Annotated in this window: 10 protein-coding genes; all 10 read right to left on the reverse strand. The window is 67.3% G+C overall.

Annotation, left to right across the window (positions count from 1 at the left end; all coding sequences use genetic code 11):
- Positions 1-58 precede the first annotated feature (58 nt).
- The 10 genes from ACYVKR_RS09635 to ACYVKR_RS09680 all read right to left on the reverse strand — a co-directional run bounded on the left by ACYVKR_RS09635 (position 59) and on the right by ACYVKR_RS09680 (position 15,195).
- Positions 59-4,891, reverse strand: a complete 4,833-nt coding sequence (locus ACYVKR_RS09635; RefSeq protein WP_460480614.1) for a hypothetical protein — start codon at positions 4,889-4,891, stop codon at positions 59-61.
- Between the two features lie 354 nt (positions 4,892-5,245).
- On the reverse strand, positions 5,246-8,968 hold the full coding sequence (locus tag ACYVKR_RS09640; RefSeq protein WP_460480615.1) for a DUF5979 domain-containing protein: 3,723 nt from the start codon (positions 8,966-8,968) through the stop codon (positions 5,246-5,248).
- Positions 8,969-9,261: 293 nt separating this feature from the next.
- Positions 9,262-10,062: an imidazole glycerol phosphate synthase subunit HisF gene (hisF, locus tag ACYVKR_RS09645; protein WP_460480616.1), complete on the reverse strand. Its 801-nt coding sequence runs from the start codon at positions 10,060-10,062 to the stop codon at positions 9,262-9,264.
- 58 nt (positions 10,063-10,120) lie between these two features.
- The gene (gene galE / locus ACYVKR_RS09650; RefSeq protein ID WP_460480617.1) at positions 10,121-11,131 is read right to left on the reverse strand and encodes an NAD-dependent epimerase/dehydratase family protein; all 1,011 of its coding nucleotides are present in this window, start codon (positions 11,129-11,131) and stop codon (positions 10,121-10,123) included.
- Between the two features lie 150 nt (positions 11,132-11,281).
- The gene (hisA, locus tag ACYVKR_RS09655) at positions 11,282-12,028 is read right to left on the reverse strand and encodes a 1-(5-phosphoribosyl)-5-[(5-phosphoribosylamino)methylideneamino]imidazole-4-carboxamide isomerase (protein ID WP_460480618.1); all 747 of its coding nucleotides are present in this window, start codon (positions 12,026-12,028) and stop codon (positions 11,282-11,284) included.
- Positions 12,029-12,072: 44 nt separating this feature from the next.
- Complete coding sequence (hisH, locus tag ACYVKR_RS09660; RefSeq protein ID WP_460480619.1) at positions 12,073-12,741, reverse strand: imidazole glycerol phosphate synthase subunit HisH; 669 nt, start codon at positions 12,739-12,741, stop codon at positions 12,073-12,075.
- The gene (gene hisB, locus ACYVKR_RS09665; RefSeq protein WP_460480688.1) at positions 12,738-13,358 is read right to left on the reverse strand and encodes an imidazoleglycerol-phosphate dehydratase HisB; all 621 of its coding nucleotides are present in this window, start codon (positions 13,356-13,358) and stop codon (positions 12,738-12,740) included. The genes hisH and hisB overlap by 4 nt, the downstream gene beginning before the upstream one ends.
- Entirely contained in the window at positions 13,359-14,486 is a 1,128-nt protein-coding gene (locus ACYVKR_RS09670; protein WP_460480620.1) for a pyridoxal phosphate-dependent aminotransferase, read from the reverse strand.
- Complete coding sequence (locus tag ACYVKR_RS09675) at positions 14,483-14,944, reverse strand: PIN domain-containing protein (RefSeq protein WP_460480621.1); 462 nt, start codon at positions 14,942-14,944, stop codon at positions 14,483-14,485. Before ACYVKR_RS09675 ends, ACYVKR_RS09670 begins: the two co-directional genes overlap by 4 nt.
- Positions 14,941-15,195, reverse strand: coding sequence for a DUF6364 family protein (locus ACYVKR_RS09680; RefSeq protein ID WP_460480622.1), 255 nt, complete (start codon positions 15,193-15,195; stop codon positions 14,941-14,943). The genes ACYVKR_RS09675 and ACYVKR_RS09680 overlap by 4 nt, the downstream gene beginning before the upstream one ends.
- Positions 15,196-15,244 lie beyond the last annotated feature (49 nt).

Raw genomic sequence — 15,244 nt, forward strand, 5'->3', positions numbered from 1 at the left:
AAAAAAAAGAGGCCGGCATCTGCCGGCCTCCTTTCACAGCGCTGGGTCGTCCCTGCGCTTATCCCTTGCGCACCTTGCCGCGCACCTGCCAGGCCGCCGCCATGGTCAGCAGCAGGCCCAGAAGCACCAGCATGGTGTTCGAGCCCACCGGCACCCGCACGGTGCTGTCGTATACCGGCGGCAGCTTGCTGCAGCTGTTGGAGCTATCGGTGGTGCTGCCCGAGATGCCGGCCTGGTTGAAGGCGCCATGGCCCTGCGTGTCCGCCGAGCATTCCAGGTCGGACACCGACTTGTTGCTGGTGAAGGTCATCGCCACCGTGTAGGTGTGCGTGGCCCCGGCAGCAATGGCAACGTCGGCGCCGCTGATCTGGCTCCCCTGGTTGTTGCCCGGCTTGGGCTCCAAGCCGGGGTTGACCGTGCCATCGCCGGTCTGCACCGTCCAGCTGTCGAGCACCACGCCATCGGGGTAGCTGGGGGTGTCGGTCAGGGTATAGACACCCGCGGCCGTGCCCTGGTTGCGGACCCGCACCTGGTAGGTCGCCACGTACTTCTGGCCGCTGACACGCTGCACGCCCGTGGCCTCCTTGGCCACCGTGACATGCGGCCGGGCCACCGGGACGATGACCTGGTTGCTCTGGCAGCTTTCCTCGCACTTTGGATCACCGCCGCCGGTAACGGAGGCGACGTTCATCACCGGTGTCTGGGCCGCCGCCGTCGGCAGGACCTGGATGGTAAATATCACCGAGGCATCAGGCTGCAGGCCAGCGGCCACCGTGCAGGCCACCAGTTGCCCTGCCACCGTGCAGTTCTGCGCATCCAGCGCGTCTTGCACGGTCAAGCCGTCGGGCACCGTGTCGCTCACGGTCGCCACGGCAGTGGTGGCCGTATCGCCCGTGTTCTTGACGGTGATGGTGTAGCTCGCCTGCTGGCCGACGATGAAGGGGTCGGTCGAGGAACTCTTGGTGATCACCAGCTTCGGGCTGTTGACCGTCACGATCACCTCGTTGCTTTCGCAGGCGCTCACGCAGGAGGGATCGCCACCGCCCGTCACCTCGGCCTTGTTCACTACCGACTGGCCCAGCGCGCTGGGCTTGGGCGTGACGGTGATCGTGAAGACCTGGGAGGCATTCACCGCGAGCAGGGCAGCCACGTTGCAGTTGACCGTGTTCGACTCCGTGACCACCGTACACCCCGCCGGCAGCGAGGCCATGTCGATTTCCAGCGACGAAGCCACCTTGTCGCTGACCGCAGCGGCTTCCGTCGTGGGCGCCGTACCCTTGTTGGTCACCGTGATCCGGTACTGCGCGGGCTGGCCCACCACGAACGGCGTCAGGGCCTGCTTCTCGACCACCAGGCTGGGCGCGTTGATAGGCGTCTCCACCTCTTCGCTTTCGCAGGAAGTCGCCGTCGTGCACGAGGGATCGCCGCCGCCCACCACGTTGGCCTTGTTGACGACCGATTGGCCGACAGCCTGCGGATCCGTAGGCGTCACGGGAATGACGAACACCTGCGATGCGCCCACCGCCAGGCCGGCAGCGACGGTGCAGGTCACCATGTTCGACTGTGCTCCCTGTCCGAGCACGCACCCGGCCGGCAGCGGCGTACCGATCGTCAGCGCCGAGGCAATCACGTCCGTCACCGTCGCAGGTGCCGTCGTAGCGGCCGTGCCCTCGTTCGTCACGGTGATGGTGTAGCTGGCCGGCACGTTCAGCTCGAAGGCCTCGCCCGAGGCCGTTTTCTCGATGGTCAGGCTCGGCGCCGTGATGGGCACCTCCACCGGATCGCTCTTGCACGGCTGGTTCGGCAGGCAGGACGGGTCGCCGCCGCCCACCACGTAGGCGGTGTTGGTCACGGCCGTATTGGCGGCCACGGGCAAGGGCGTCACCCAGATCTGGAACTCCTGCGGCATATTGGTTTGCAGCCCCGCGGCAATCGAGCAGGACACCACCTGGCCCTGGGCCGAGCAACCCTGCTCCGTCAGCTTGGCCAGGTCGATCTGCAGCGACGAAGCCACCGTGTCCCGGATCGTGGCCACGGCCGTGGTGGCGGCCGTGCCCGTGTTCGTGACCCGGATGGTGTAGTAGCCCGGCACGCCCACGGTGAACGAGGGCGCCGAGGCCTCCTTCTCCGTCACCAGGTGCGGCGCATTGACCGAGACTTTCACCTCATTGCTGTTGCAGTCATTGGGCTGGTCGCAGGTGGGGTCGCCGCCGCCCTGCACGCTGGCCCGGTTCGTGACGGACTGGCCGCCCGCGTCGGCTTTAGGCGTGATCGGGATCACGAACGACTTTGGCATGTTGATCCCCAGGCCTGCGGGAACCGTACAAGACACCACCTGGCCCGACGCGGAGCATTCCGGAGGAAGCTGACCGATCAGCAGCCAGCTGTCCACCGTGTCCGTCACCGTGGCGTCGGCCGTCGTGACGGCATTCCCCACATTGGTGACCTTGAGCACGTAGCGCGCAGGCACCCCTACGACAAAGGCACCCGACGGCTGGGCCGACTTGCCGATCACCAGCTTGGGCGCATCGACAGGGATCTCCACCGTGCTGGAGCAGTCGCCCGGCTGCATACAGCTCGGGTCGCCACCGCCCTGCACACTGGCGCTGTTGCTCACCGACGTACCTTGCGGCACCGGTTTTGGCAGAACCTTGACGGTAAAGGTGATGGGCGTGTTCGTAGCCAGCCCCGCAGGGATGGGGCAGCTCACCTGCTGCGCGTTCACTTGGCAGCCCGGGGCCTCAAGGATCTCCAGGCTTGCATCAATGGTGTCGGTCACCGTGGCATCGGCCGTCGTCGCAGCATTGCCCACGTTGGTCACGGTGATGGTGTAGCTTCCCGGCTGCCCCACGGTGAAGGCATTCGTCGGCATCGTGGCCTTGCTGATCTGCAGCCGAGGCGTGCCGCCCACGGTCGCCGATGCGTTGCAGCGCCCGGCCGATGGGCAGTCGCCGTCGCCCGCGGTGATCGAAGCCGGGTTGGTCACATCCTGGCCGACGGTCTTGGTGGTGGCGAGCGTGGCCACGATGGCGTCGGCCGTGCCCACAGCAATGCCGGCCGTGGAAGTGCAGACCACCTTCGTGCCCACGCCGTCGCCCGCCAGCGGCAGGGAACCACTGGGAGTGCAGGTGAAGTCCGGGCCATTGGCCACGCCGGTGACCGTCAGGCCCGCAGGGATGGTGTCCACGACAGTCGTCGGCTGGCTGCTGGGGAGCTGGCCGGTGTTGCTGATCTTCAGCGTGAAGTTGACCGCCCCGCCCTGCGGCGCGCGGGCCACGTCAGCGGTCTTGGCCAGCGTCAGCAGCGGGTCTCCAAGCACCGTTGTCGAGGCCTTGTCGCAACTGGTGGTCGCGGCACTGCACAAGGGGCCTGGTGCCGAAGGCGGATTGCCGCTGCCGCCGGGATTCGTCGCCGTGTAGTTGGTGATGGCCTGCTTGTTCGACGCCACCACCGTCAACAGAATGTCCTGGCTGCCCTTGCTGGGAATGCTGTTGGCGATGGTGCAGCTCAACAGGGCGCCGGCGCTGTTCAGGTTGGTGCAGCTCACCGCGCCTCCGGGCGCCTCAGCCTGGGTGGCGGTCACACCGGGCGGCAGCTGGTCCTGCACGATCACGCCGGCCTTGGCCGCATTGCTGTTGTTGTTCAGCGTCAGCTTGTACGTGAAACTCTCGCCCACCAGGGCGGTGGCGGGGCCGGTCTTGGTGATGGACACAATGTCCGAGCGCACGCTGGTGACGCTGCTGGTGTTGTTCGTGGGATCGCGGTCATTGACCGTGATCGTGGCCGTGTTGGTGATGCTATTGCCTGGATTCGCGCTGGCCGTGACATCCACGGTACAGACCAGCCGGGCGCCAGACGTGGGCGGCTGGTCGCTGGCATTGACGGCCAGCAGGCCGCCCATGGTCACCGCGTAGGCCTTGCCATTGTTGGTGACCTGGATGTTGGCGGTCCCCGCACCCATCTGCCCGCCATTGCCGTCATAGGCCTTGCAGACGAAGCCGCCGGAGCCCACCGTCAGGCTGGCCGGCAGCGTGTCGGCAAACGTGGCATTGCTGATCGGGTTGGGGCCCTTGTTCCACAGGGTGATGGTGTAGCCCGGGTCGAAGCGGGTGCCCGCCTGGAACGTGGCAGGTCCGGCCTTGTTGATCACCAGGTCGGTGTCCACCACGGCGCAGTCGGCGTACGAGTTCGGGTCCGCGGGATCGCGCAGGTTCGCATCCGGGATGAAGGGATAGTCCGCGGCAGTGGGCGAGGCCGGCGGCGTGCTCATGCGCCAGCCCAGGCGCAGCAGGTTGACGCCGCCCTGGTTGTTCCAGTAGATGCGCATGGCATAGCACGCGCCTGGCTGGGACACCACGAAGTTGCCCGGGATGGTGTCGTAGCCGTTGTCGCCGCTGGTCCACGGCCCTACGCCGCCCACCGGCACGTTGTAGTCGTAGTTGCGGTAGTTGGCCGAGTCCATCGACGCGAACGTGGTCGAGAACTCGATCTTCACCTCGTCGTCGTGCGCCGCACCGAAGTAATAGGTGCCCGCCGTCGGAAACTTGACCAGCGCATAGGTCACGCGCCCCTGCAACCGGTCCGCGCAGGCCTGGCTGCCGCTGCCATTGCTGCACAGCGTGTTGCTGCTCCGAATCCAGTTGATGTTGGTGTCGGTGCCGCTGGAAGCGATGTTGGACGAAGGCCCTGCCGCAAAATCGATCAGATTCTGCATCTGCACATCGTGCTTCTGGCCGTCGTAGTTGACATAGCTCGGCTGTACCACCGGGGTCGGTACATTCTGCGAGCCGCGGAAATTATCGAAGCGCACGAGGGCGCCAGCCGTGGAGGCCCCAAGCCCCAACACGATGCCCACGAGCCCCGCGGCCAAGTTGATGCGTTGCATTTTCATTCAAACGCCTTCCTCTGCAAATCCAGTCATCCAAGCGATCGTCCCCCGGCTCCAGGCGTGCAGGACGCCAGGGCAGAGCGCACCTCGCGTGCAGCCCCAGGGTCAACAAGTGCGTACTTGCTGATAAGAAATGGCAATCCACCACTTCATAACGATAAGCGAATGTATATCTTATAGATTTATAACTGTTACATCCAGCAATCTTGCGTTATCAATCTTTAAATCAACCAACAAAGCGGGAATAGCATCCAATCAAGCGGAATGCACGATCCTTCCTCAAGATCCACGATATAGCCTTACTCAATGAAAACAGGGCTGATATGTATCAGCCCTGTCTCAGAGGCCAGCGCCAATCTAGCGCCGCGCCGATCGCTGTATGCGCCGCCCCGCCACCAAGGCGATCCACAGGCCCAGCAGCGCCAGCATGGTGTTCGAGCCCACCGGCACTGGCGTCGGGGTGGGCACCGGCGCGGCTGGCTCGATGGGATCGTCGTCCGTCGCGGTGCAGGCCGCACTGGCCGGGCAATCCGCGCCCTGGTCGATGCGCGCCGTGTTCACCGCCCGGCTGCCCGGGGCACCAATCACCTTTGCAGTCACCGTATAGCTCGCGCTGGCCCCGGCCGGCAGCGCGATGCCACTGCAGCCCAGCCCCTCGCAGCTGCCCGCGACCGCACCGCCGGTGACCGCGCCCGGTGCCACCTGGATCTCCGCCAGGCCGCTGACCGCCGTATCGGTCCAGCGCACACCGTTGACCGCCGTGCCGCCCAGGTTGCGGAGGGTGACCGTGTAGCTCGTGGTGGTGCCCCGCTGGAACTGGTCCACGCCATTGGTCTTGGTGATTTCCAGGCGGGCACCCGTGGTGACCGGAACGTCCGGCGTCGCGGGATCGCAAGCCTCGCCACTCGCGTCCGTGCACTGGGGATCGCCGCCACCTGACAGGTTCGCGCGATTGTTACCGCCCTGCCCGCCCGCGGCGGCCGCTGCCACCTCTATCGGCAAGGTGATGGTGTAGGTGCCATTCGCCAAACCCGCCTCAAGCTGGCAGCCCGCGGCCAGCGCCGCATCGCTGGCGTTGCCGCACTGGCCCAGCACGGCCCCCGAGCCCACCGTGGGCGGGCCCGAGAGCGTCACGCCGACGGGCAGCGCATCCGCCACGGTGATCGGCGCGGTGGTGGGTCCGTTGCTGATCGTCACGGCAATTTCGTAGCGTTGGCCGGTGGCCCCCACCACCAGCGTCGAAGGCACGGCCGCCTTAGTGGCGGTGACCTTGGGCAGCGGACGCAGCGGGTTGGTGATGGTGCCGCTCGCACCAGGTGCCACGACGCCCGGCGCCGTGGTGCTTTCCTGGCCCCAGGCGTAGCCGTCAGGCGCCGTCGCCTTGCCGGTTTCAGTCAGGACACTACAGACCGCGCCCTGCGGCACGCTGACCGTCGCCGAGCCCGAGAGCGCCGCACCCGACAGGGTGACCGCGCCGCTGTAGGTGCCGTCCACGCCGCAGTTCAGCGAGAAGCCATAGCTGCCCGGTGCACCGGCCGGCGGTGCGCCCAGCACCTGCTTGGTGATGGTGACCGGCACCTGGTTGCGCGTGAGCCGGTTGACCACGGTGGCGGACAGGCTGCCGCCCGGCGCCATGGCGCCCTGCGGCTGGGTCAGCTCCGGCGTCGCCCACTGATAGCTGGCACTCGGCGGCGGTGGCAGGCTGCCTTCCTGCACCGTGCAGTTGTCGCCCGCGGGGATGCCAGTGATTTCCACGCTGCCCGTGCTCGCATTGGCCGGCACGACCACGGTGCGCTCGTGGCGCGCCGAAGTGCAGGTGGCGATCACCGCAAAGCCCATCTCGCCCATCGGCGCGGGCCCGCCCACGACCTGCTTGGTGATCGTCAGCATGCCGGGATTCGGCGTGAAGAGCGCATGCGACTGCAGGTCGGCGTTGATATTGGTCAGCGCGCATGCCGCGGCTTGCCCGCTGCAGGCGCCCTCCCAGCCGGCAAAGCTGTAGCCCGGATTGGCCTGGGCCGTGCACTGGCTGCTCCCGCCTGGGAAGACCGGGGACGGGTTGCACTGCAGCGCCCCACCATTGACCGCGCCGCCCGGCCCCGCCGTGGCGGTCACGTTATAGCTCAGCGGCGTGTTGGTGATGGTGCAGTCCAGGTTTTCTCCTGCGGCCGGCGTGAAGGCGGCCCACTGCTGCTGGGTGGCGAGCGCGGTGCCGCCATCGCTGGGCGCGTTCGAGGCCCCGGTGCAGGCCAGCGCCGTGCGGTAGCCGCTGGGCGCCTGGTCAGGGCCGGTGCCGCCGGCCTTCAGCGCTTCAAAGAACTGTAGCGTGGCGCCGGCGGGCAGCACGAGCTGGCTGGTGGCGGCATCGGTGCCGCCAGCCGCCGTGATGGCGCTGCCGCCCGCTACCGGGATGCCGCCCGAGCTCATGCGCACCTGGAACTGATCGCCGGCATTGATGCGCCCCGCTGGCAGACTCTTGCGCAGCGTGACCCAGACCGGCGTGGGCGTGGGCTGGCAGGCGGTGGCCGAGGCGCTGTCGCCCGAGGCCGGGTTGGTCACGCTCGCCGACACGCTGTTGAACAGCCCGCCGCCCGTGCTGCTGCAGGCATCGGGGCCCGCCTGGCCGGGCAGGATGGTGAAACGCACGCGCAAGGTATAGGTGTCGGTCAGCTCATTGCCCAGCGCGCGGCCGCTGTTCAGCGTCCAGGGGCCGGAGCCGTTTTGCGGCGCCGCCAGCAGTCCGCTGCCGCAGTTCGCGCCGCTGCCGGGCACGCAGCTCAGCGCGACCAAGCTGTCGATCCGGGCATCGGCCTCGAAGGACGGGGTGTCCACCAGGGTATAGGTCTTGGCCGCGCCGGAGGAATTGGGGTTGGTGACGCTGATGGTGTAGCTGATGTCGTACTGCGTGAGCGAGCCAGCCACGGACACCGGCGCCGAGGCCCGCTTGGTGACGAGCAGCGGGCCATCGTCGTCGATGATGGTGTAGTCCCAGGTGGTCTGCACCGGCGCGCCGCAGCTGGCGTTCGAGGCCAGCAGGAAGGCCGGGGCGGAGCCCGCCGGCGGCTGGATGGCGAAGGTGATCGTCTTGTTCTCGTTGCGCCCGGTATTGCCCACCACGTACACCGGCAGCGGGATGAAGCTGGCGCTGCCCGCGCCGTCGTACACGCCGGCCGGCACGGTGATGGTGATCGTGTCGTCGGTGCCGCTACTGGTGTTGGTGAAGTAATCCACGCCCCGCTGGGCCGTGCCGCCGGTGACCTTGATGGTGACGGTGAAGTCGGCCTCCACGGTGCCGTTGATGCGCAGCGTCGGCCGGTTGGCCAGCAGGTTGCTGCCGCTGTCGCCCTCGGCGTCCGCGCTGCTGGCATTGGGAAAGTCCACGAACGGCGCCAGCTGGATCTGGATGTTGTCGAGGAAGTTGCCCACCGTGGTGCCCGACACCGCCTCGAAACCGATGTTGCTGGTGCCGCTGCTCTCCGGGTAGGTGAACTGCCCCGAGTAGTCGCGCCAGCCGTTGGTGGGATTCGTGGACACCGCCGCCGTCGCGTCGTAGCCCGGAAAGATCTGAACCGGCTCATAGCTCCCGTCGGTGGTGGTGCCGACCTGCACGATCGAACCGGTGGAGCCCACCTTCATCTGCGCCCGGTCGTAGGTATTGGCGCCATTGCGGCCGCGGTGGCTGAAGCGCCAGCCCACGCGTTCACCCTGGAACATGCAGATGTTCTGGTAGATGCGGGATGCCTCCTCGGCGTTCAGCTCCGCAAAGTTGAGGCCATCCCGGGCCCTGACGCCGTTGAACCGGTCGCGCCACAACTCGACCAGATTGCCCGGCCGGGCAGGCTGCGGGCTGGCGCAGTTCCCGGAGCCGTTCATGCTCCGGTGGGTGGTGTTCCAGCTGGGCACGGCGCTGCGGTCCAGTTGCACATAGCAACCATTCGACGGACTGGAGGCCGTCAGCGCCGGCGTCTCGAAGCTCGGGTTCACGAAGCTGCGCTGCACCTGGGCCCAGCCGGGCAGCGCCAGCAGGCCTAGCGTCGCCGCCAGCGCATGCGGCAGGCCCGCACGGAAGATCTTGCGCAAGCCCAGGTCCATCCCGGCAGCGCGCGAACCGTTATTTTTTTGAGCATGCAACATAATCGATCATTTCTATCAAATATGACGGAATAATCGAATTTTATAAACATGCTAATGAATATCAATAATCAATTGTTAAAAACTATAAAATATCTATAACAAACACTTCGGCACAGGCCACGCATGCGTAGGCGCGCGCCACTGCAAACTATCAAATAGATAGCTGCATGCGCTTGCTACGCCTTGTTACAAGGCCGATTCTTAGGAAAATGGATGCCCCGAAGCGGGGCTGAGCGGCTTCAGAGCCGTACCGGAATGCCGCGCTGCGCCATGAGCTGCTTGGCCTGGCCCACGGTGTACTCGCCGTAGTGGAAGATGCTGGCCGCGAGCACCGCATCGGCGCCGCCCTGCTGGACACCATCGGCCAGGTGGTCGAGGTTGCCCACGCCGCCCGAGGCGATGACGGGCACGGACACGGCATCGCTCACCGCGCGGGTGAGCGCCAGGTCGAAGCCGGACTTGGTGCCGTCGCGGTCCATGCTGGTGAGCAGGATCTCGCCGGCGCCGCGCCGCGCCATCTCGGCCGCCCAGCGCACCGCGTCGAGCCCGGTGTTCTTGCGGCCGCCATGGCTGTAGACATCCCAGCCGGGGCCCACCGGCGTGCCGCCTTCGCCGATGCGCTGCTCGTCTTCCGCCGAACGGCGCTTGGCGTCGATGGCCACGACGATGCACTGCGCGCCGTACTTGTCGCTGGCGGCGTCGATGACGGCAGGGTTGGCGATGGCGGCCGAATTGAAGCTGGTCTTGTCCGCGCCGGCATTGAGCAGGCGCCGCACGTCCTCGACGGTGCGCACGCCGCCGCCCACGGTCAGCGGGATGAAGACCTGCGAGGCCACGGCCTCGATGATGGGCAGGATCAGGTCGCGCCCGTCGCTGGTGGCGGTGATGTCCAGGAAGGTCAGCTCGTCAGCGCCCTGCGCGTTGTAGCGCGCGGCAATCTCCACCGGGTCGCCCGCATCGCGCAGCTCCACGAAGTTCACGCCTTTGACCACGCGTCCACCGGTCACATCGAGGCAGGGGATGATTCGTTTGGCAAGCATGGGAGGCGTCTGGCGAGTGGAGGGATGGGCCGCAACCATACCATGGCTGCGGTGAAATTCAGTGGACGCTGCGGCCCATGCCGATCTGCCAGCGCCACACGTCCTCGAGCATGCGCTCGATGCCGTGCCGCGGCTGCCAGCCCAGCACCTGCTGCGCCAGGCGGATGTCGGCCCAGCAGTGCGCGGCGTCGCCGGCACGGCGCGGCGACATGCGGAAGGGCACGGCGCGGCCGTTGGCGCGCTCGAAGGCCCGCACCAGCTCCAGCACCGAGGTGGGCTGGCCCGAGCCGATGTTCAGCTTGATCAGGCCAGTGTGCCCGCGCAGATGGCGCAGGGTGGCCACGTAAGCCGCGGCCAGGTCGGTGACGTGCAGGTAGTCGCGCACGGCGGTGCCGTCGGGCGTCGGGTAGTCGTTGCCGAAGATGCGCAGGCAGTCGCGCTTGCCCGAGGCCACCTGGGCCATGTAGGGCGCCACATGCGTGGACATGCGCGGCGGGTCTTCGGCGATGAGGCCGCTGTCGTGGCAGCCCACGGCGTTGAAGCTGCGCAGCAGCGCCATCTTCCAGCGCTTGGGCGAGGCCTCGTCGAGGTTGGTGAGGATCTGCTCGGTCATCATCACCGTGTGGCCGTAGGGCGTGGAGACGGCCAGCGGCGCGTCCTCGCGCACCGGGCAGGCCGCCGGATCGCCATAGACCACGGCGGACGACGAACCGACGAAGGTGCGGATGCCCGCGGTCTGCATGGCGCGCAGCAGCGCCACGGTGCCGGTGACGTTGTTGTCGTAGTAGCGCAGCGGCTCGCGCGCGGAATCGGCGGCCACCTTCAGCGTCGCCAGGTGGACCACGGCCTCGAAATGCTGCTCGTCGAAAAGGTGCTCGAGCAGGCCGGCATCGCGCACATCGCCCTCGATGCAGGGCGGCATGAAGCCCACGATGCGCTCCAGCCGCTGCAGCACCGAGCGGCGCGCATTGCTGAAGTTGTCGAGAATGACAAAGGGCAGGCCGGCTTCGGCCAGGGCCACGCAAAGATGGGAGCCGACATAGCCGGCGCCGCCAGTCACGAGTATCACAGGTGCGCTTTCTTTCGATTCCGCGGCGAAGTGCTATAGATTTTGATGCCGCGTGCCGTATTGTGTGGCAAGCCACCGCGTCAAGCGCAAACCGGGGGTAATCACATGTGCCACGAGGTTACAAACCGGCGGTTTGTTGACAATTACCGCTCAATCGGCGCCGTTGAGTGCATCTGCCCGGGCCTGGGCGGCCTCGAAGTCCAGGTCGCCGGTGTAGATGGCGCGGCCGCAGATCACGCCCTCGACGCCCTCGGATTCGACGGCGCAGAGCTGCTCGATGTCGGCCATGCCGGCCAGCCCGCCCGAGGCAATCACCGGGATCTTCAGCGACTGCGCCAGCGCCACGGTGGCCTCGACGTTGATGCCGGTGAGCATGCCGTCGCGGCCGATGTCGGTGTAGATGATGGACTCGACGCCCCAGTCCTCGAAGCGCTTGGCGGTGTCGATCACCGAATGGCCGGTGATCTTGCTCCAGCCGTCGGTGGCGACCTTGCCATCCTTGGCGTCAAGGCCGACGATGATGTGGCCGCCGAAGGCGCTGCAGGCATCCTGCAGGAAGCCGGGGTTCTTCACCGCCGCCGTGCCGATGATGACGTAGCGCATGCCCAGGTCGATGTACTTCTCGATCGTGTCCAGGTCGCGGATACCGCCGCCCAGCTGCACCGGCAGCTCGTCGCCGAACTCCTGGAGGATGGCCTTGATGACCGACAGGTTCTTGGGCTGGCCGGCAAAGGCGCCGTTCAGGTCGACCAGGTGCAGGCGGCGCGCGCCGGCTTCGAACCAGCGGCGGGCGACCTCGACCGGGTCTTCGCCGAACGTGGTGGATTGGTCCATGTCACCTTGTTTCAGGCGCACGCAATGACCGTCTTTCAGGTCAATGGCAGGGATGAGCAGCATGGTGGTTCGCTGACGGGCAAAAAACGGGGGTAGAACAAAAGGACTCAGGGATTCCAGTGCAGGAAATTGCGGTACAGGGCCAGGCCCTGGTCGGCGCTCTTTTCCGGGTGGAATTGTGTCGCAAAAATATTGTCGCGGCCAATAGCGCAGGCGAAAGTCTCGCCATAGTCGGCCTCGCCCTGGCAATGCACGGCCTGCGCGGGGCGCGCGTAGAAGCTGTGCACGAAGTAGAAGTACGAATCGTCGGGCACGCCGGCCCACACCGGATGCGGCTGGCCGCCGAACTCGGCATGCGGCGTCTGGCGCACGCGGTTCCAGCCCATCTGCGGCACCTTGTAGCGGCTGCCATCGGCCTGGGTGCGGCCCTCCAGCTCGAACTTGAGCACCTGGCCGGGGATCAGCCCCAGGCCCGGCGTGTCGCCCTCGGCGCTGTGGTCCAGCAGCATCTGCATGCCCACGCAGACGCCGAACATCGGCTTGGAGGCCGCGGCCTCGAGCACCGACTCCTGCAGCCCCGAGGCGCGCAGCTCGGCCATGCAGTCGCGCATGGCGCCCTGCCCCGGCAGCACGATGCGGCTGGCGGCACGCACGTCCTCGGGGCGCGCGGTGACGACCACCTGGACGCCCGTGTCGGCCGCCGCGGCCAGCACGGCCTGCGACACCGAGCGGAGGTTGCCCATGCCGTAATCGACGACGGCTACGGTATTCGTCACAGCGAGCCTTTCGTGGAGGGGATCACGCCTTCCATGCGCGGGTCGCGCTCCAGCGCGAAGCGCAGCGCGCGGGCAAAGGCCTTGAAGATGGTTTCGCACTGGTGGTGCGCGTTCACACCCTTCAGGTTGTCGATGTGCAGCGTCACGCCCGCATGGTTGACGAAGCCCTGGAAGAACTCGAACACCAGCTGCGTGTCGAGGTGGCCGATCATGCCGGAGCTGAAGCGCACGTCCATGTGCAGCCCGGGGCGGCCCGAGAAGTCGATCACCACGCGCGACAGCGCCTCGTCCAGCGGCACGTAGGCGTGGCCGTAGCGGCGGATGCCCTTCTTGTCGCCCACGGCCTGGGCAAAGGCCTGGCCCAGCGTAATGCCCACGTCCTCCACCGTGTGGTGGCCGTCGATGTGCAGGTCGCCGTCGCAGCGGATGTCCAGGTCGATCAAGCCATGGCGGGCGATCTGGTCGAGCATGTGGTCGAAGAAGCCGATGCCGGTGGCCAGCACGGCCTTGCCCGTGCCATCGAGGTTGATGGCCACCTGGATGCGGGTTTCGGCCGTGTTGCGCGTCACGCTGGCGCGTCGATCAGAAGAAGTCACCGTGGTCTTTCCGTGTGCGATTTACAAAGAGGCTTGCAGCGCAGCCAGCATGGTAGCGTTTTCTTCGGCGGTGCCCACCGTCAGGCGCAGGCACCCTGCCAGCAGCGGGTGCATGGCCGAGACGTTCTTGATGAGCACGCCGCGCTCGCGCATGCCGGCGAAGGCCTTGCCGGCATCGGCGACGCGCAGCAGCACCATGTTGGCCTCGCTGTCCCAGACCTTCTGCACGCCGAGCATGGCGCGCAGCGCTTGCAAAATAATAGCGCGCTGCGCTCGCAGTTCCTGGGCTTGTGCCGCAAAAACCTCTTGGTTTTCGAGCGCGAACAGCGCGGCCTCGCAGTTGAGCACGCTGACGTTGTACGGCGGGCGCACCTTGTCGACCTCGGCCACCAGCGCGGCCGGGCCGATCAGGTAGCCCAAGCGCACGCCCGCCAGGCCGAACTTGGAGAGCGTGCGCATCAGCAGCACATGGCCGTTGCGCGCGGGCTCGGCGCGCATGCGCTCGATCCAGCTGCGGCTGGCGAAGGGCTGGTAGGCCTCGTCCACGACCACGATGCCGCCCACGCGGCCCGCGGCGTCGATCACGCTTTGCATGGCCGATTCGCTCCACAGCGTGGCCGTGGGGTTGTTGGGATAGGCCAGGTAGGTGATGGCCGGGCGGTGCTCGGCGATGGCCGCCAGCATCGCGGCCTCGTCCAGCTCGAAGTCGGGCGTCAGGTCGACGCCGACGAAATCCAGGCCCTGCAGCTGCGCGCTCATCGCATACATCACGAAGCCGGGCAGCGGCGCTATTACTTTTGCACGCTCACCGCCCGACTGGCGGGCGCAAGCGAGCGAAATGAGCGAAATCAGCTCGTCCGAGCCATTGCCCAGCACCAGGGACGTGCCCGCGGGCGCATCGGCATGGCGCACCAGCGCGGCGCGCAGATCGTCGCTGCGGCCGCCGGGGTAGCGGTTCAGCGCCAGCGCGCCCAGGCGCTCGCCCAGGGCACGCTGCAGCGCGGGCGGCAGGCTGTAGGGGTTCTCCATGGCGTCGAGCTTGAGCAGGCCCGTCGCGGGCTGCACATGGTAGGCGTGCATGGCGCGCACGTCGGGGCGGATGCGGTTCAGGGCGCTGTCGAGAACGCTGGTGGTCGAGGCGTCGGTCATGGGGTTTCCTGAAGGGTGGGCGGCTGCTGCGCGGGGTCGATCACCTGCACGCCGCCGAAATGCGCCGCATGCGGCAGCGCGGTGGAGAGCAGCACGGCGCAGCCGCTGTGCTGGGCGCAGGCCACGGCCAGGCAGTCGCCAAAGGCCAGCTGGTGCCGCGCCTCGATGGCCCAGGCCGTCTCCAGCGTGGCGGCATCGACCTGCCACGGTGTCCAGCTGTGGTAGCGGCGGATGGCCGCGCGCGCGTCGCCCTGCGGCATGGCGCCCCGTCCGCCGTGGTTTTCGCGCCGGGTGACGCTGTCGTAGAACTCGGCCAGCGCCTGCGTGCTGGTGCGGCCGCTGCGGCTGCGCCACAGCCCGTCGAGCCAGGCGAGCGCGGCCGCCTGGGCCGCGGGCGCGGCGCCGTCCTCGGCGGCGATCAGCACCGAGGTGTCGACGAAGACGGTGGGCTCGCTCATGGCTGGGCCGCCGGGTTGGCGCGCGACAGCGCCACGCCGCGGACACCCGCAGGCCCGGCCTTGGCGCCGGAATTCCAATTGCGCTCGTCGGTGCGCCAGGCCAGGTAGGCGCGCTCGTAGGCGTCCTCGCGGCGCTGCATCTCGGCGAGGAAGTCGCCCACCATGCGCGACACGCTGGTGCCGCGCCGGGCGGCCTCGATGCGCGCCCATTCCAGCACGCTGTCCTCGACGGTGATGGTGAGATTCTTCATGGGCCGCAGTTTACACGAAATTCGTGTTGCACGAATTTCGTGTAGCTAC

The sequence above is a fragment of the Comamonas humi genome, from assembly GCF_054782535.1.